Source organism: Bradyrhizobium sp. UFLA05-112, from assembly GCF_053572325.1.
In genome coordinates this window covers 13,339-30,597 of the sequence record NZ_JBANBK010000042.1, presented here as the reverse complement: position 1 = coordinate 30,597, position 17,259 = coordinate 13,339, and the positions used below count along the sequence as shown (strand labels likewise).

Below are 17,259 nucleotides of genomic sequence, written 5' to 3'. Positions count from 1 at the left end.
GGCGACATCGGTCAAACGGCCCTTCCAGTGTCTCCTGTCTCACCGGACAGATCGGCGAGCCGCCACAGCCCGAGGCTCTTGTCTCGCCAGCCGCCTCCGCCCTCCTCGCAGCGTTCGTTGATCACCTCCAGCGGCGCAGGCCAGCCGAACGGCGCTCGCTCGAGATTCAATGCGCGCCAGTCGCCATCCTCGCAGTCGAGGTTGTCCTGCCACGCCGGAAAAGTGGTGGCCAGCAGGAAACGCGCACCACTGGCGCGGAAACGTCCCAGGGCGCGGGAGATGTTCTGAAAGCTCAGGTGCACCAAACAATCCCGGCACAGAATGACGTCGGCCTGAGGCAGCTCGTCTCGCGTGATGTCAGCGCTAATGAAACGACCCAGGAGTTCGCCCTGCGCAACCTGCCTGCGGTTGGCTTCGATCAGTGACGGCACGATATCGACTCCGATGTAGTCGACATCGAGCCCGCATCTGCCGATCCAGCCGGCATCCCCGCACGGCGCATCGAGCAGCGAGCGCACGCCGAGCCGTCGCAGCAAAGGCGGCAGCGCTCCCTTGATCGCGGCTGTGGCCGGGTCTTCGGAGCCGAGCCCCGAGACCGAGGTCGGAGCGCCCCACAGATTGGTACGGACGATGCGCTCGAACCGTCCGGCAAGATCGAGACCGGCAAAGTTCTCGCGATCGGCAACGAAGCGCTGATGGGCGAGCACGGGCGGACGATCCGGGATCATCGGGCAAGGCCTCGAGAAAGATGTACGGCAAGTCAAATTTCCGTCGCAGGCGCATTATACAGGCGGCGCTTCCCGATCGGAATCCTTCTTGAAGAGAGCCGAGTGATGATCACGCGACGAACCACCCTTGCAGGTCTGGCCTTGCTCTCGCTGTCGCCTGCGGCACGCGCCGAGCCCGGTAACGACACCTTGACGCGCTATGCCGCGGAAGTTTCCGGAAAACGCCCCGCAGTGATTCTGCTCCACGGCTCGCGCGGCATCGAGCTCAGGCGTCGCGCCTATGAGCGGTACGCCGACGCGCTTTCGGCCAAGGGCATCGATGCCTATTTGCTCCGCTACATGACCGAGCGCGACACCGCGACGCTCATCTCCAAGACCAGCACGAAGGCGAGCCGCGAGACTTTCGAGGCGACGCGGTTCGACGGCTGGTCGGACACGGTCTCCGCCACCGTGACAACCATCCTGGGGCAGCCCGACAGCTCGGGGCGTGTCGGCCTCTTGGGCTTTTCGCTCGGCGGCTTCATCGCCGCCAACACGGCCGCGCGCGACGAGCGCATCGCCGCGCTCGCCGTGCTCTATGGCGGCATGCCCGATGCGATGGCCGGCAAGGTCAAGCACCTGCCGCCGATGATCGAGCTGCACGGCGAGGCCGACCAGAACGTGCCGATCGCGAACGGAAAGAAATTGATCGAGCTCGCGAAATCCGTCGGGGCGGAAGCCGAGTTCGTGCCCTATCCCGGCAAGCCGCACGGCTTTGACTTCTCCGACACCGATCCGATGACCGCGGATGCGATCGACCGCATCAGCCGGTTCTTTCAGGCAAGGCTCGCGGGCTGAATCACGCAAGCCCCTCAAGCCGGCTTCTGCCACTCCATAATGTGGAAATAGGGTACGCGGCGATGCAACGCGTTCCTTTCGGGATCCCCGCCCGTGGGCTGAGGCTCGCTGAACAGGCGCAACTGCAGACCATGATCGAGCAGCAGCGTCATGTAGGTGCTCAGCGGACGGTGCCAGTTCTGGATCCGGATGCCGCGCCAGGCAATCCAGTTCGCCCGCTCGTCCATGTAGTGATCGATCGGGAATCGCAAGGTACCCCCGCCATCGCGGATCCATCCTTCCGGCGGGCCGGCGGTGTTGAAGCTCGTCAAATTCGCGATCAGGAGCATGCCGCCCGGCCGCAGCGCCGCCACCATCTTCGCGATTCCCGTGCCGAGATCCGGTATATCGATCAGGCTGAGATAGCTGACAACCAGGTCGAAGGACGCATCGACATCCATCGTTTCGGCGCGGCCGAGCCGATAGTCGCCATGCGGGTCCAACTCTCTGGCGCGCGCGAGCAGCGCCTCGGTCGGATCGATGCCGGTGGTTGCGATGCCGGCACGCTGCATGATGCGGCAGAAGCGCCCCTCTCCGCAGCCGACATCCAGCGCACGATGGAAGCCGCGTCCCTCGATCCGCGCCCGCATCGGCGCGTCCAGCACGAAGCGGCGGCCGTAGTCCCCGTCGTCCCCCTGCTCCACGATCCATGCGGAAGCAGAAGCTGCCCAGCCGTCGCTGACATCGTCGCTCATGGATGTCCTTGAGGAATGGATGTTGACCGCTGCTTCGCGGGGACGGCCATTAACCACACGTTGGATCGAAGTTCAACATGAGCTAATTTGCGTGCCGCATGCGCCCTGTCACCGCCCGAGAGAGAGCCAAGATCACCGCTGGTGCGGTCGCCGCCGTCGTTGCGACGGGCATGCTGTTCGCGGTCGTGTTGGCTCTTTTGATGACTCCGCCATAAGCTGTGCGGCGCACCCGGCGGCGCAAGGGCCGCCGGGTCATTTGCGCTGCCGGATTTAGCCGGCGCGCACCGTCGAGAGGAATTTGCCGACTTCGAGCTTCAGCCGGTTGCTGTCGGTCGCCAGCATCTTCGCGGTCGAGAGCACCTGCGAGGACGCCGAGCCGGTCTCGGCGGCGCCGCGCTGCACGTCATTGATATTCGAGGACACCTGGTGGGTGCCGTGGGCGGCCTGCTGAACGTTGCGTGCGATCTCCTGCGTCGCGGCGCCCTGCTCTTCGACCGCCGCGGCAATCGTCGAGGACACCTCCGACAGCCGCTCGATGGTCGCCGAGATCTCGCGGATCGCCGTCACCGAATCCTGGGTGGCGGTCTGTATGCCGGAAATCTGCTGACTGATCTCGCCGGTCGCCTTCGCGGTCTGCTCGGCCAACGATTTGACCTCGGAGGCGACGACCGCAAAGCCGCGGCCGGCCTCACCGGCCCGCGCTGCCTCGATGGTGGCGTTCAGCGCAAGCAGATTGGTCTGGCCGGCAATCGTGTTGATCAACTCGACCACGTCGCCGATCCGTGTGGCCGCGGTCGAGAGCTGGCTGACCCGCTCGGTGGTCGAGCGCGCCTGGCCCACCGCATCGATCGCCATCCGCGCGGATTCCTGTACCTGGCGGCTGATCTCGTTGACCGAGGACGACAGCTCCTCGGTCGCGGTGGCGACCGACTGAACGTTGCCGGTGGCTTCGCCGGAGGCCACCGCGACGACCGAGGGTGAGTTGCTGCGCACGCTGCGCCGTGGTCGCGAGCGTCGAGGAGGACGCTTCGAGCTCGGTGGAGGCGGAGCCGACAGTGTCGATGATCTCGCCGACTGCGCGCTCGAATCCGTCGGCAAGATCGACCATATCGCGCCGGCGCTGCGCGGCGGCCTGCCGCTCGGTGTCCTCCTGGGCCTTCTTGAGGCGCTCGACCTCGAGCGCATTGGTCTTGAAAATCTCGACCGTCTTCGCCATCTCGCCGATCTCGTCGCGACGGTCCTTCTCGGGCACCTCGGTTGAAAGATCGTTCCGGGCCAATCCTTCCATCGCAAGCTTGAGCCGGGCAATCGGCTGCGACATCGCCTTGAGGCCGATGAAGAGCGCGATGACGACGCCGAGGAGCAGACCGGCGGCGCTGACACCGATCACGGTCGTAGTGGAAGCGTGGGCCTGAAGGCCGATCTCTTCCTTGCGCTTGATGACGCGCTCGGCGGTCTCGGCTGCGAACTTCGCGATGTCGGCAAGCGCAACGTCCAGCGCCGGATCGCATTCCTTGTGGGCGCGATCGGCGACCCTGGCATTCTCTTCCGGTGTGCTTGCCTTGGCGCCAGCCTCCAGCACCGGATCGCACGCGGCAAACACGCCCTTCAGCTTGTCGCCGATGGCGCGGATTTCGCCGGCACGGCCTGCATCCTCCTTGATCGCGGCTTCGAGAAAGCCGGGAATCGAGCCGCGATTTTCGCTAGCGATTTTCAGCCGCCTGGCGTTCCCCTCCTCGGAAGTCTCGGTCATCACGGCATAAAGGGCAGCGTGATAGGTCTCCATTCGGCGCTGCGCGCGGGTGAGGCTTAGCGCCGCCGACTGTGCGTCCGACAGCTCCGCGAAATTGTCCACCGTCGAGGAAAGCTGGACGGCGCTGAATGCCGCAACGCCCAGGAGCGCACAGCCCAGCACCGTAACGATCAGACCGACTTTCAAGAATTTTCAGATTATTCAAAAAGCGCATCACAATTCATCCGATTTGGAGCATCCACAGCGTTCCCGGCGCGGAACCCAATGGAACCGACGGACGTTAAGATTTGATACAAAATGCCGCGCGTAAAATTACGGGAAGATGGCTTTTGGTGCGGGCTTTGTAAGCTTCGTGTAATTTTTCTATGTCTGTGGCGACATCGGCTGGATCGCACGCGACATGAAAGCGGTACGTCCAAAGCCCTTCCAGTCGGTGTGCTCGACAAGGTCCCAGCCGAGCCGCTGATAAAACCCCGCGGCGCTGGTCGTGTAGAGGAAGATCCGTGCAAAGCCGCGCAGGCAGGCCTGCGCCTCGATCGCGCGCACCAGAGCGGCGCCTGCCCCATGCCGCCGATGCTCGGGCGCCACGAACAATCCTGCAAGCCACGGCGAGACCTGGTGATTGGGCTCGATTTCGGAAGGCACCAGCAGGCAGGTGCCGACCGGCACCGTCCCGCGCTTGGCGATCAAGGCTACCTGCCGCGTCTGGTCCGCCGCGAACCGATTGAGCGTGCGTCGCTCCTGCTCGACGGTCGCCTCGAGCACCGCAAACGTCTCCGCGCGCCAGCGCGCGCAGATATCGATATCAGGCGTGTCGGGGTTGACGATGGAGGTCTCTATCTCGGCCGTTTCTATCTCGGTCATGGCGCCAAATAAGAACCGAGGCCGCACGAACGCGCAAGCTGTGCGTAGATACAGCTACAGCCTGAGCGAGGGCGCCGTCGTTGCTCAGGTCGGGGACGCTTCCGTCCTCTCCTCGTGGCGGTCCTGCGCGCGCGCCAGATCATCGGCGAACTGGAGCACGAGCCGCCGCTTGTCGGGCGGCAGCAACAGAAATGCGCGCACTAGGCGCAGGCCCTCGGCCTCTTCCAGCCATTCGTCCTTCGGTTTCATTGCCACAGTTTCGTGCGATCGGGAAAAATATGCAATCCCTGCAAGCATGCCTTGATTCGGAGCAGCCGGTTTGCTGGAATAGGGCGGGCAGAGGTGGACCATGAAGTGGATCAGGGAACGCGATGCGCTGATCGCGCAGACATTGGCCTTTGTTCAATCCGTGACCGGTCGGAAGGAGGAGCAGCTCCCGACGGGGCCTGATTCCGTGCCCCCTCCGACGGCCGTGGAGGTCGCTTCCGTGATGGCGGTCGAAGAGACCCGTGAGGTCGAGCAGCCGCCGCAGGCGGAGCCGCCGCCCCAGGCCTTCCAAGTCGCGCCGCCCAGGAGATCGGGCGATTTCCGCAGCGAAGTGCAGGCGCGGGTTGCCAACTTCCGCAAGCATCAGGAGCGTTTCGAGCGCGAGCGCGAGGAGTTTTGCCAGTCGACCCTCGCCAAGGTCAGGGACGCCATCAGCACTCCCCCGCCTCGGCCGCCGGCCTCAGGCCACTAGAGCCAGGACCAGACCAGCAGCAGATTGGCCGCACAGGCGCCGAACAGCGCCAGTATGAGCGGCAGGAGCATGTGCTCGCAGGAGGTTTTCAGGCCAGTCGTCATGGCCAGAAACATCCGCTGATTCCAGCCGAGGAGTCCCAAGGATTCTTTTTCCTGGGATTCAGGACTCGTTTACGACTCACGCCCGGACGTCCCATTCACGGATCCGTGATCACTCGCCGTCCAATAAAGCCAGGCTGAAACCCTCAATCCGCTCAAGCGTTAAGGCCGTTGCGGGAGGCAGGACCGATGCCGTACGCGCTGTTTTGCAACGACGCCCAACTCAGCAAGGCCTACCCAAGCGAGGCCGATGTCTGGAAATTCGCGCAGCAGAGTGGTCTGGTCGTGGACGTCGCCACCGACGAGGACAGGCCGGGGCCGCGCCGCGTCCTGGACAATGACTACGAAATCAAGCCGTGCCGCATTGGTCCCGATGAGGATCCGGCCAAGAACAAGTCAGACGCCGAGCGGCAATCCCGATTGGAGCTGCAGTTCAATTCGTGAAGATGCGCATCAGGGCGTTGCGACCGCTAGCGATGCCTGCTCGCCCGACAACACCACGCACGCCTTGCGCCGATGCAGGCCGCGGATCGCGCCCGTGACCTTCAGCACCCGGCCCAGTCCGCAGGAGAAATCCTGCACGAAGGCCACCTCATAGGGCGCCAATACCAGCGGTTCGGATTTGAGGATCGTCTGTGCCGAGCACGGCAGCGTGACGAATAACGAGATCACCACCGACGCCAAGATACGCATGTTCGTCATCCCACCCAGCCCGGCAATCAATAATAACGCGTTCCGGCAGCGTGTTCCCTAAGAGGCAAAAATTATTTTTGCTTTACCGCATGCCCATGACGCTGGTGAGACCGTGCTGGTGAGACGAGCTTCCGAAAAAACAAAGGCCGGCGGAGCCGGCCTTTGCAGTGTGTCGTTTGCTGCCTGAGGATCAGTAGCGCGTGGCCGCCGGACCGCCCCAGCCGAAGCGGTAGTTCACGCCGACCTTGACGGTATGCTCGTCCTCCTTGCCGCGGACGCCGACGACGTCGGCCGGGCCGGCGGTGACGGTGGTGCTGCCGAAATTATAATACTGGTACTCGGCCTTGGCCGACCAGTTCGGCGCGAACATGTATTCGAGCCCGGCACCCACGGTGTAACCGTCCTTGTTGTTGCCGGTGGTGCTGACCGCGGTGGGTACGCCGCCGACGCTGGCGCCGAAATTGTTGTTGCGCCAGGCATAGCCGCCCTTGGCGTAGACCAGCGCCGGGCCCCAGGTGTAACCGATGCGGCCGGTGACCGAGCCGAGCTGGTCGGTGTTGGAGGTCACGAGCGTGCCGGCCGGAAACAGGACGCCATTATTGTTGGACGGCAGCCACGAGTACTGGGCCTCGAGACCCACGACCCAATTGGGCGCGAACTGATAGTCGAAGCCGCCCTGCACGCCACCGAGGAAGCGGGCGTCGGTCGACTGGAAGGTGTTGTCGCCGGCGAACGCACCGCCGACATGGCCACCGATGTAGAAACCGGTCCAGTTATAGATCACCTGCGGCGGCGTATACTCCGGGGCCTTGGTGTAAGGACGCGCCGGAATGTCGGCTGCGGCGGCTGGCGCTGCCAGCGCGAGCACAGTGGCTGCGCCAAGCAAGAACGTCTTCATGGATGATCCCCGTTATCTCGAATTCACCCTCAGCAAACAACGTGGCCTGAATTTGGTTGCTTCGCGGCGATGCCGGAGCCTTGATCGTTCGGTGTCTAATGAGGCCCGCAACAACGGCTTTTTGTTCCCCAGCGTTCCCTCGTCACGACAGATTTTTTCGCTCGCGCGCACACTGCCGTAACTATTTGTCGCAAGAACAAACAACCCCGTTCAAGGCTCCCCGAAATGTGATCAGAGGCTTCCAGCCGCTCCTGTCCTAGCAGGCACAGGTGAAGACGTGCTTTGCGCTACCGCGTCATCTTTTCCAGTTCTGGAAAGGGTGCGTAAACCGCACCCGCGCACATCTCGCCGGCCCGCTCGGTGACACGGTCGGCGCGTCCATTGACGTAGATGATCGCCCGCTCGCGCATCGCCCTGTAGCTGCCATCGCTCTCGCGCGGGGTGAAGTGCAGACAGCTCACATAGAATGGCCGGCCACCGACCGTGCGCAGCACCGGATCCGCCATGGCGGCGTCGCGCACGCCGACCGGGTCGTTCAGATAGCTGCGCATGATGGCGAGCGCTTCGCTGCGGAAATTGTCCGGAAAGGGCTGCTGCGCTGGATTTCCCGCATCGTCCACCATGGACGGCCGGCCTCCGTCGCTACCGAAGCAGGCCGCAAGTACCAGCGGCAGCACCAGGACGCTCACGCGTTTTGCCAATTCCCCCACGACTCCCTCTCGACCCGACGCAACGTTCGTTCTAGCGGCAAGGTCGGGCCGAGGGAATTCGCTTCTCGCTTCCAAAACGGCTTAACCGGCCCGCCTCCATCGTTCACGCTTTCGCGAGGCCGATGGCAGTCGGGCCGGCCTGAACCCTGCGCGCGGTGGCGGGGCAATGTGGGTCGCCACCGCGCGGGACCAGTTGCTAGCTGCGCTTCTCGGTCGTCACCGGCGCGCCCGGCTTGGAGACGTCGGGCTGGGCCTTCGGCTGCTTCTTGGCCGAAAGCATCTTGTGATGATGACGATGCTTGTGGACCGACTTGTGCTCGCTCGGAGCGATGGCGGCGTTCGCGTTCATCGCCTTCGTCTTGGTGTCGAGTTTGGCACCAGTCTTCGCGTCGGTCTTGACGCTGGTCTTGGCGTCAGCCTTGACGCCCTGCTCCGACTTGATCACCGGGGCCTGCGTGGCGGTCTTGCCGGACTCCGCGGCGAAGGCCGGAGCGGCGATGACGGAAGCTGCAAGGAAGGCTGCGGAAATGGTCTTCAACATGGTGTTGTCTCCTCTTTGAAGGATCTTGAGGCGGCGCCCTCTCGCCGACCCTTCGATCATGGGACAGACGTTAGGCGGGGCGCACTGAACCCATTCTGAAGCACGCGAATGGCTTCCATTCATCTCGATGACATCTTTGTCATGTTTCCGGCCGGCGGCCGGGTCACCTCTGTTCCGTGAATAAGCCGAACGGCCGGGAATGTTTTTGCGCCGCGGGTGTTCCCGTCTTGAGGCAATCGTGTAGGATCGCCGCATTCCATACGGGAGAGATAGATGAGCAAAGTTGCAAAGCTTCTGGTTCCGGCACTCCTCTGCATGACGCTGGTCGCCGTGCCGGCAATTCAGAGCGCCTATGCCAACGGCAGCGATAGCCCCTCCGGCTCCGGGTCATCAGATACGACGCCGACCAAGAAAAAGAAGAAGAGCTCCTCTGTCAGCGATCCCAAATTCCTCGCCGCCTATCGCACGGCCTACACCACAATCTATGATCGCCACGACTATGCGAGCGCGATCGACCAGCTCAAGACGCTCAAGCGCGACGACGTCGCCGACGTCGCCAACCTGATCGGCTACTCCTACCGCAAGCTCGGCGACTACAAGCAGTCGCAGGCCTATTACGAGCTGGCCCTCAAGGACGATGCGAACCACGTGCGCACCTGGCAGTATTACGGGCTCTGGCAGCTCGAACAGGGCAACCGCGAACAGGCGCAGTATCACCTGAACAAGATTGCCTCGCTCGTCGGCACCGGCAGCGAGGAATATCGCTCGCTTGCCGCGGCGCTCGACAAGCCGACGGGCGCGACGCTCGTCTACTGAGGGCTGCTCCACTTTAGAGACCGATGAGCCGGTGCAACCCTCGGGGGTTGCGCCGGCTCTGTTTTGTCGGCTAGCCTTCGCAAAAGGGCTTCTCCTTCGCGTATGGTGGGCAATGGATGCGTGGTTACGAGCCGCGATCGACTACATCGGCTCATGGATCGAATTTCAACTGATCGGATCTCAGCAGCCAGGCCTCATCATCGCGATCGCCCATCGCGGCGAAGTCGTCGCTGAGCATGCGTTCGGCCTTGCGAATCTCGACACCGGCGAGAAGCTGACGCCGCGGCACCGCTTTCGCATCGCCTCCCATTCCAAGAGCTTCACCGCCGCTGGCATCCTGAAACTGCGCGAGCAGCGCAAGCTGCGGCTCGACGACCCGGTGGGCCAATATGTCGGCAGCCTGCATCCGCGGGTTGCCGAGACGACGATCGCCCAGTTGCTCTCCCATAGTGCCGGCCTGACGCGCGACGGCGCCGACTCCGGCCAGTTCATCGACAGCCGTCCCTATCTCGACGAGAAGGAGCTGTTGGCGGAGCTGCAAATGCCCACCGCGATCGAACCCGGCACGCGCTTCAAATACTCCAATCACGGCTTTGGCCTGATCGGGCTCGTGATCGAAGCCGTCACGAAAGAGCCCTACCCCGCCTGGATCAAGCGCGAGATCATAGCAGCCGCCGGCCTACGCGAAACCGAGCCGAGCGCGCCGCCTGCCAAGGGCGCACCGTTCGCCCGCGGCCACACGCGCAGGCTACCGCTCGGCGAGCGCTGCGTGATTCCGGGCGATAACCTCACCCACGCGATGACGGCGGCCGCCGGCTTCGTCGCAACCGCCGCCGACACGGCGCGCTTCTTCGCGCAGCTCGCACCCAATGCAAGGAAGAGCGTGCTGTCGGTCGCGAGCCGGCGGGAAATGACGCGGCATCATTGGCGTATTCCGCAGGGTTTCGAGTGCTATTACGGCCTCGGCGTCAACGCCAGCAGAGACGACGGCTGGGACTGGTTCGGTCATAGCGGTGGCTTCCAGGGCTACGTCTCAAGGACGTGCTCCATTCCGGCCTGCGAGCTCGCGATCACGATGCTCAGCAACTGCATCGACGGCGCCGCGCCGATCTGGATGGACGGCGCGATGCAGATCCTGCGCGCGTTCCAGAACCGTGGGACGCCTAACCGGCGTGTGCGCGACTGGACCGGCCGCTGGTGGACGATCTGGGGCGCGGTCGATCTCGTGCCGATGGGCAACCGCGTCGTGGTCGCCAATCCGCACTTCAACAATCCGTTCATGGATGCTGCCGAGATCGAAGTCACCGGCCGCGATTCCGGCACCTTCGCCGCAGCCGCCGGCTACGCCAGCCATGGCGAGCCGGTGCGCCGCATCCGCAACACGCGCGGCAAGGTCCGCGGCATCTGGCTCGGCGGCATCAACGTCAAGCCGGAGAGCGTTGTCGCCAACGAGATCGCGCGCAAATATACGCCGCGGAAACGCCGGCCTACTGTTTGATCATCGCCTCGACCTCGGCGCGAAACGCCTGCCGCGAGCCATCGCGCGAGTAGAACATGTGGCCGCCGGGATAGACCACGAGCTTGACGCGCGGCGCTGAGGCAAAGGCGGGCAACTGGTCGAGCACGATCTGCGAGCCGAAATAAGGTGTGGCCAGATCGAACAGGCCGTGTCCAACCAACACCGTCATCTTCGCGTCTGTTGCCAGGATCTGGCGCAGCTCCGACACCGACTGCGCGGGATTGATGCCGTGGCCGAAATCCCAGGCCCGTTCGACCGCGCCATTGAGCACCTCATACGAGCCGTCCGGCCGCCAGTTCAGCTTGCGCGTGAGGAGATCGACGGCGGCGCTGGTCAGCGGCGCCTGAAGCGTGTCGCCAGAGGGATCGCCGAAACGGAAGCTGCTGGAATCCGGATAGGGATCAAAGCCGCGCACGGAGGCATCGTAGCGGCCGGTCACCTTGCCGTTCTTGCGGTCGAGCTCGCGGCGGAATTCGCCGACGTCGAAGCGGCCCGCGAGCCTGCGGCTCACCGCCTGGTCGATTCCCGTCAGCGTGGCGACCTTGTCGGACAGCCGTGTGGCCGCCTCCCTGTCCGCCTCGCCTTTGACGAGATCGGCCAGGAACTCGCCGCGCGCGTAGGCTTCGATGTCGGCGAGATCGGCCCGTTTCACCGGCCCCTTGGCTTCGCGCACGGTCGCGACATAGCTCGGCAGCGTTGCGACATATTGCAGGAGGCTCGTGCCGGTGAACTCGCGGAAGTCGAACAGCGGCGAGATCATGATCAGACCGTTGACGCCGACGCCCTGCTGCATCTGCAACTGGCGCACGACCTTCGGCCCGCGAATGCCGCCATAGCTTTCGCCCGCGACATATTTTGGCGACAGCAGCCGGTCGTGCTTCTCGAGCCAGCGGCGGATGACCAGCGCGAGTGCGCTGACATCGCCGTCGACGGAATAGAACCGCCTGCGGACATCCTCGCCTGTCGCCACGAAGCGGCTATAGCCGGTCCCGACCGGATCTATGAAGACGAGGTCGGTGAAATCGAGCCAGGTCTCCGCATTGGGCTTCACCTCCGGAGAGGTCGATGGCGTGACTTCGTCGGCGTTGATCGGCAGCCGCCAGGGACCGGCATTGCCGAGCTGCAGCCAGGCCGACGATGCGCCTGGCCCTCCGTTGAAGAAGAACGTCACAGGACGCGTGGCGCGGTCGGTGCCGTCGAGCTGATACGAGGTATAGGCGATCTCGGCCTGCGGCTCGCCCTTGTCGTCGAACACGCGGATGGAGCCTGCTGTGGCGGCGAAGGCGAGCGTCCGCCCGGGCAGCTCGACCGTCTGCCGGGTGGTGGAGTCCGGTGGCAGGCGATGCTGCTCGGCGGTGGACGGCGTGCTCGGCGTCTGGCCGCCGCGCCCGCCGGGACCACCCTTCTGTCCGGCGGGCGTCGCGGCATCGGGACGCTGCGGCGGGTCGTCCGCGTGGGCCGGCCCGAGCGTGGCAAAGGCGAGGAGCGCCAGCAAAAGCCCCCCGCGGCGAAGCGCCGCCGATGTGATGGTCACGCTGGTCACTCCTTGTTATCCGCTACAGGCTGTAGCACAAGATTGCGACAATGGCACGGCATCACGGCCTATTGACCGTTTGCCATGGCGCGGGGTCGCGCTCGACAACAACGGCCGAGGTCGTATAGGACGACCTCGGCACACTTTTTCGAGCCGGCCAGACCCTTTCGAGCCTCGCAATTTCATGACAAAGCCCAAGCGATATGATCGGATCGCCTTCGTCGCCAGCGCGGGCACTGAGGCCCAGGAAGCCTATACGCAGCTGACCGGGTTGTACGGCAATTGCGTGCCCGATGAAGCGGACGTCGTCGTGGCGCTCGGCGGCGACGGACTTATGCTGCAAACGCTGCACCAGAACATGCGCACGGGAAAGCCGATCTACGGCATGCACCGCGGCACCGTCGGCTTCCTGATGAACGAATACTCGACGGTCGACCTGCGCGTGCGCCTCGAGGCCGCCCATGTGTCCGTGATCCATCCGCTGCTGATGCGCGCCACCGACGTGCAGGGCGCGGTGCACATTCATCACGCGATCAACGAGGTCGCCCTGTTTCGTCAGACCTATCAGGTGGCGCGGCTGAAGATCCTGGTCGACGAGCATGAGCGCATGTCCGAGCTGATGGCCGACGGCATCATGGTGGCGACGCCTGCTGGCTCGACCGCGTACAATCTCTCCGCCCAGGGGCCCATCCTGCCGATCAATGCCGCCCTGCTCGCGCTCACACCGATCAGCCCCTTTCGTCCGCGCCGCTGGCGCGGCGCCCTCCTCCCCAACACCGCCTATGTCGTGTTCGAGGTGCTCGATTGCGAGAAGCGTCCGGTCGCAGCGGTCGCCGACCATGACGAGGTACGCGACGTCCGCCGCGTCGAGGTGCTGTCCGACAAGACCATCTCGATGCGGATGCTGTTCGACCCTGGCCACAGCCTGGAAGAGCGGATTCTGCGCGAGCAGTTCGGCTACTAGAGCTGTATCAGAACCTGCTCGCAGGCCGCGGGAGGGCAACGCTTCGTTAACCTCAGACGCGATATGGTTAACGAAGTTTGACCGCTTCGGCCTGGGCGTCATGTTCCGCATCGATTTCAACAAGCTGCGCTTCCTCGTCTGCGACGACAATCCGCATATGCGCCGCATTCTGCGGACGCTGTTGCATTCCTTCGGCGCGCGCGAGGTCTACGAGGCCGAGGACGGCGCCACGGCACTCGAAATGTACAGCCACTACGTGCCCGACATCGTTATCACAGACTGGGCGATGCCGATCTTCGACGGGCTCGAGCTGGCGCAGATGATCCGGCAGCCGGAATCCAAGGGTAACCCCTACGCGCCGATCATCATGCTGACAGGTCACTCCGAAAAACGCCGCGTCACCGTGGCGCGCGATGCCGGCGTCACCGAGTTTCTAGCCAAGCCGATCTCGGCCAAGGGACTCTACCAGCGCATCCTGAACGTGGTCGCCAATCCCCGGCCCTTCATCAAGACCAAGACCTATTTCGGGCCCGATCGCCGCCGCAACACCAGCTCCGCCTATATGGGCCCCGAGCGCCGCGTCGGCGAAAAGCACGAGGTGCTGCAGCAGCCCTCGCTGCTCGACAAAGCGCGGTCCTCCATCTAGCTGAAACCCTCAACCATCGAGGCAGGCATCATGGCCAGGAACAGCCCCAGAGACATCGAGGTCAGGGCCTTCGCCACCCATCACGTGATCACGCAGCCCAATCCGCTGCGCAAGGTGCTGCGCCGGGTCGAGGAAAAGGACATGGACGACCCGGTCGGCCGCGCCGAGCAGGCGCTCGCCGGACTCTCCGGGGAATTCAAGGACTGGATGGCGATCGAAGCGGGACGGCTGGCTGCGGCCTACGCGGTCGTGCAGAAGGACGGCTTTACCAAGGAGGCGCGCGACGAGCTGTTTCGTGCAGCCCACGACATCAAGGGCGATGCCGCGACGTTCGGTTATCCGTCCGCCGCGGTCATCGCCGAAAGCCTGTGCCGTGTCATCGAGCATGCGCCGGATCTTGCCAAGGTGCCGGGCGAGCTCTTCTCGCACCACATCAACGCCATCCACGCCATCGTGCACGAGAACACCAAGCTCGACAGCCTGAGCGTCTCGGGCGAGCTCAGTCGTCGCTTGCGCAGGGTTGCCGACGACTATCTCGCCCACGTCAACCGCGACCGCCCTGAGCATCTCGAAGCGATTCTGGCGCCGAGCATCGTGCCGGGGGAATAACTTTCCGCGTTGAAGGTGCCGTAGGGCGGGCAGAGGCGCTCTTGCGCTGTGCCCACCATCTTGCCCCGACTCTCAACAGAAGCGGTGGGCACGCTTCGCTTTGCCCACCCTACCACTTCGAGGTTCAGCTTACGCAGCGATCAGGTCGTCCTGGAGCGCCTCCTCCGCGACGAGCTCGTCGCAGAACAGGCGCGCTTCCTCGCGCGCAGATTCCGTCGCGAAGCGGCGCAGCAGGATGAGCAGCGGCTCGGTCGCGCCGCGATCGGTCTCGCAATGGGTGAGCACGCGCTCGACCATGCGCCGGCGCAGCCGCGCGGTGCCATCGTAGGTGTCGACAAAGCCGCTCTCGTGGCACGCCTCGAGCGCAACCTGGAACGCGGCGAAGGTCGATTCCGGAAAGCCCGCCCGGCGCAGAAGCGCATGCAGGCTGGCTCCGCCGCGATCGTGCAGCAGCGCCGCGACGCGCGCCGGCGGCATCTCAGACAATTCCGCAAGCGCCGCATTGAACAATTCGAGATTGCCTGACAATAGCGCGCGCAGGATCAGGCCTGCAGTGAGCTGGCCGGTCGCGCGCAGGTGACGCACGAGGCCTTGCATGTCCTCGCCGCGCGAGCGCGCCGCGATGTTGACGGTAGAGCGGTCGCGGGCCTCGGTCGCGATACGCTCGGCACGATCGGCACTCAGCCAGTTGCGGGCGATCACGAACTGCGCCAGCGTCTCGGAGAGCTTTGCGACCAGCGCAGCGCGCGTGGCCGCCGGCAGGTCCTCGAGCACCAGCAACGCCTCGCGGATCGCGGCGAGATGGCCGTGACGCTCGACGATACGGTCCCAGGAGAACGGCGCGAGCTCGGCGTAGGGATTTTCGATCAGCTCGAGCGCCGCTGCCGCGCAACCGACTTCGGCGATCGCGGCACAGACCGACGCAGGCAGCGCGATGCGGCGGGCGATGGCGCATTGCACCTCGCAATTGCCGGTCGCGACGATGTCGACGAGGTCGGCATCGATCAGGAGCGGTGAATGTTCGAGCACGGGAAGCGCGACCGACGGCTGGTCGGTCGACAGCGCCTGGACGATTGCCGCCGGGGCCTCGGTCGAGCGCGCGAAGGCTTCCGCCATGGCCTGGCGTACCAGCGGCGACGGATCGTCGAGCAGCATCAACAGCGCGCCTTCGGCGGCGACGCGATCGTCGTGAGAAAGGTCTGAAATCAACCAGGCACGGGCCAACGCCCGTGTTGCCTCTGCCCGCTCACCGGCGGACGCAGTCCTGATCCAATTGATAAACTGCCGAACGATCATGGTGCTTCCGGCCTACGCAACCAAACGAAACGGTGACACCCGTCACCCGCAAGACAAAATAAACCACGACGCTTAACAAAGCGTTCACCATAACCAACTGGTTTTATTGACGTTTTGTTAAGGGCTGCAAATTTTGCAGCGCGAGCCTAGCCCGAGAAGGTGCCGCTGCGATCGCTGAAGAGGTCGAGCGGCTGCGGCGCGCGAACGTCGGGCGTCGCATTCGTAACCGAGGTGAGTGAGGCGTTATTGCCCCACAATTTCTGCACGGTGGCCGAAACCGGCTGCGTGCTGTCGCCGGGCTGATAGATCGAGCGAAACGCCGGCGCACTCGGCGAATTATCCGCCACCGTGGTTGCCGAGGTCACGCTGACTGGCGTCGCCACGCGCGTATCCGGGAAGGTCTGAAGATAGGCAGCGTTGTTGATCAGCGACGTTGGCTGTACACCGTTCGCGCTCGCGACCTGCGTCGTCGACGGAGTGTCGCCGTACATGGCGATCGCGCTCCGCGTCGATTTCGAATTCGCGGCGCTGGCGTAGCGCGAGTCCAGCACCGAATAGACTTCCGAGACGCTGCGCGCCCGGCCGTCCTTGGCATAGAAGATCGAACGGTTGGCTGCGGCGGCATTAGGGAATAGCCGCGCACCGACGGCTTGCGGATTGTCCTCCGCGTTGGCGATCAGCTTGGCCGCGCCGCCGACGCCCATGAAGTGCGCCATGTAGAGTTCGCTGTCGCTCGGACGCCGGCCGAGCAGGCCGGTCAGCTTGAAGCTATTCGACTGCGTCAGCACCGCGGCCATGCTCGATGCGGCCTCGGGGTCGTCGCGCAGCTTCATGATCGAGCTCCGCATGGTCGGGTCGGTGACGGTGTAGCTGCCAGAGGAGGTCTTGGTGATGGCATCGGCATAACTGCCGTAGCCGAGCTGTGTGCCCGCCTCCTTCACGGTACCGAGCCAGGTCTGGTCGATGAACTGATAGAGCCCGTGCGCAGACGAGGTCGATGCACCCGCGGTCGGATTGAAATCCGATTCCATCTTCGCGGTGGTCAGCATGTATTCGAAGCTGACGCCGGTGAGATTGGAGGCCTGCTTGATCGCGCCGGTCACACGCGCCCGCGACGGGTCGATCCCCGCCGTCGTCGTGGCACTAGAATTGTCGACCGACATATTGGGCAGCCCCGCTCCGCGCGGCGTTGGTGACGCCGGCAATTCGGCGCCATGTCGTCTCACGGTGGGACAGGTATGGTTAATGCCGGGTTAATACGCCCCCCGGCGCTTCCG

The 17,259-nt window shown here is 64.3% G+C and carries 19 protein-coding genes and 1 pseudogene; 8 read left to right on the top strand and 12 right to left on the bottom strand.

Annotation, left to right across the window (positions count from 1 at the left end; translation table 11 throughout):
• Positions 1-11: 11 nt before the first annotated feature.
• Positions 12-728, bottom strand: a complete 717-nt coding sequence (locus tag SO180_RS23520; protein WP_449381215.1) for a class I SAM-dependent methyltransferase — start codon at positions 726-728, stop codon at positions 12-14.
• A gap of 105 nt (positions 729-833) precedes the next feature.
• Between SO180_RS23520 and SO180_RS23515 the strand changes: the two genes are divergently transcribed.
• Positions 834-1,565 (top strand): dienelactone hydrolase family protein, encoded by a 732-nt coding sequence (locus SO180_RS23515; protein ID WP_449381214.1) that lies wholly within the window; start codon positions 834-836, stop codon positions 1,563-1,565.
• A 14-nt stretch (positions 1,566-1,579) separates the two neighbouring features.
• Here SO180_RS23515 and SO180_RS23510 read toward each other — a convergent pair whose 3' ends face one another.
• From SO180_RS23510 to SO180_RS23495, 4 genes and pseudogenes are all read right to left on the bottom strand, one after another.
• Positions 1,580-2,299 carry a class I SAM-dependent methyltransferase gene (locus SO180_RS23510; protein ID WP_449381213.1) on the bottom strand — a complete coding sequence of 240 codons (720 nt, stop codon included), beginning with the start codon at positions 2,297-2,299 and terminating at the stop codon, positions 1,580-1,582.
• Between the two features lie 270 nt (positions 2,300-2,569).
• A pseudogene (locus SO180_RS23505) lies at positions 2,570-4,266 on the bottom strand (methyl-accepting chemotaxis protein).
• A 149-nt stretch (positions 4,267-4,415) separates the two neighbouring features.
• Positions 4,416-4,916, bottom strand: coding sequence for a GNAT family N-acetyltransferase (locus SO180_RS23500; protein WP_449381212.1), 501 nt, complete (start codon positions 4,914-4,916; stop codon positions 4,416-4,418).
• 84 nt (positions 4,917-5,000) lie between these two features.
• Positions 5,001-5,165 carry a hypothetical protein gene (locus tag SO180_RS23495; protein WP_449381211.1) on the bottom strand — a complete coding sequence of 55 codons (165 nt, stop codon included), beginning with the start codon at positions 5,163-5,165 and terminating at the stop codon, positions 5,001-5,003.
• A 100-nt stretch (positions 5,166-5,265) separates the two neighbouring features.
• On the opposite strand from SO180_RS23495, the gene SO180_RS23490 reads away from it, so the two are divergent.
• Together SO180_RS23490 and SO180_RS23485 are read left to right on the top strand one after the other, a co-directional pair.
• Positions 5,266-5,655, top strand: a complete 390-nt coding sequence (locus SO180_RS23490; protein WP_449381210.1) for a hypothetical protein — start codon at positions 5,266-5,268, stop codon at positions 5,653-5,655.
• A 290-nt stretch (positions 5,656-5,945) separates the two neighbouring features.
• Entirely contained in the window at positions 5,946-6,200 is a 255-nt protein-coding gene (locus SO180_RS23485) for a hypothetical protein (protein ID WP_449381209.1), read from the top strand.
• 9 nt (positions 6,201-6,209) lie between these two features.
• Here the strand turns inward: SO180_RS23485 and SO180_RS23480 are convergent, their stop codons facing one another.
• The 4 genes from SO180_RS23480 to SO180_RS23465 all read right to left on the bottom strand — a co-directional run bounded on the left by SO180_RS23480 (position 6,210) and on the right by SO180_RS23465 (position 8,598).
• On the bottom strand, positions 6,210-6,449 hold the full coding sequence (locus tag SO180_RS23480) for a hypothetical protein (protein WP_449381208.1): 240 nt from the start codon (positions 6,447-6,449) through the stop codon (positions 6,210-6,212).
• A gap of 190 nt (positions 6,450-6,639) precedes the next feature.
• The gene (locus SO180_RS23475) at positions 6,640-7,347 is read right to left on the bottom strand and encodes an outer membrane protein (protein ID WP_449381207.1); all 708 of its coding nucleotides are present in this window, start codon (positions 7,345-7,347) and stop codon (positions 6,640-6,642) included.
• A 287-nt stretch (positions 7,348-7,634) separates the two neighbouring features.
• Positions 7,635-8,057: a hypothetical protein gene (locus tag SO180_RS23470; protein WP_449381206.1), complete on the bottom strand. Its 423-nt coding sequence runs from the start codon at positions 8,055-8,057 to the stop codon at positions 7,635-7,637.
• Between the two features lie 196 nt (positions 8,058-8,253).
• On the bottom strand, positions 8,254-8,598 hold the full coding sequence (locus SO180_RS23465) for a His-rich protein BRANT (protein WP_449381205.1): 345 nt from the start codon (positions 8,596-8,598) through the stop codon (positions 8,254-8,256).
• A gap of 273 nt (positions 8,599-8,871) precedes the next feature.
• On the opposite strand from SO180_RS23465, the gene SO180_RS23460 reads away from it, so the two are divergent.
• Positions 8,872-9,414: a tetratricopeptide repeat protein gene (locus SO180_RS23460; protein ID WP_449381204.1), complete on the top strand. Its 543-nt coding sequence runs from the start codon at positions 8,872-8,874 to the stop codon at positions 9,412-9,414.
• 112 nt (positions 9,415-9,526) lie between these two features.
• Complete coding sequence (locus SO180_RS23455) at positions 9,527-10,912, top strand: serine hydrolase domain-containing protein (protein WP_449381203.1); 1,386 nt, start codon at positions 9,527-9,529, stop codon at positions 10,910-10,912.
• Here the strand turns inward: SO180_RS23455 and SO180_RS23450 are convergent.
• Positions 10,902-12,467 carry a S10 family peptidase gene (locus tag SO180_RS23450; protein ID WP_449381202.1) on the bottom strand — a complete coding sequence of 522 codons (1,566 nt, stop codon included), beginning with the start codon at positions 12,465-12,467 and terminating at the stop codon, positions 10,902-10,904. The genes SO180_RS23455 and SO180_RS23450 overlap by 11 nt on opposite strands.
• 184 nt (positions 12,468-12,651) lie before the next feature.
• Here SO180_RS23450 and SO180_RS23445 point away from each other — a divergent pair, with 184 nt between their 5' ends.
• The 3 genes from SO180_RS23445 (at position 12,652) to SO180_RS23435 (ending at position 14,686) form a co-directional block, all read left to right on the top strand.
• On the top strand, positions 12,652-13,431 hold the full coding sequence (locus tag SO180_RS23445) for an NAD kinase (protein WP_449381201.1): 780 nt from the start codon (positions 12,652-12,654) through the stop codon (positions 13,429-13,431).
• 100 nt (positions 13,432-13,531) lie between these two features.
• Complete coding sequence (locus SO180_RS23440) at positions 13,532-14,077, top strand: response regulator (protein ID WP_027525630.1); 546 nt, start codon at positions 13,532-13,534, stop codon at positions 14,075-14,077.
• A 30-nt stretch (positions 14,078-14,107) separates the two neighbouring features.
• The gene (locus SO180_RS23435) at positions 14,108-14,686 is read left to right on the top strand and encodes an Hpt domain-containing protein (RefSeq protein WP_449381200.1); all 579 of its coding nucleotides are present in this window, start codon (positions 14,108-14,110) and stop codon (positions 14,684-14,686) included.
• A gap of 129 nt (positions 14,687-14,815) precedes the next feature.
• On the opposite strand, the gene SO180_RS23430 is transcribed toward SO180_RS23435, so the two are convergent.
• Both SO180_RS23430 and SO180_RS23425 read right to left on the bottom strand, forming a co-directional pair.
• Complete coding sequence (locus SO180_RS23430) at positions 14,816-15,982, bottom strand: DUF2336 domain-containing protein (RefSeq protein ID WP_449381199.1); 1,167 nt, start codon at positions 15,980-15,982, stop codon at positions 14,816-14,818.
• A gap of 146 nt (positions 15,983-16,128) precedes the next feature.
• Positions 16,129-17,145: a lysozyme family protein gene (locus tag SO180_RS23425; RefSeq protein WP_449381198.1), complete on the bottom strand. Its 1,017-nt coding sequence runs from the start codon at positions 17,143-17,145 to the stop codon at positions 16,129-16,131.
• Between the last annotated feature and the right edge of the window lie 114 nt (positions 17,146-17,259).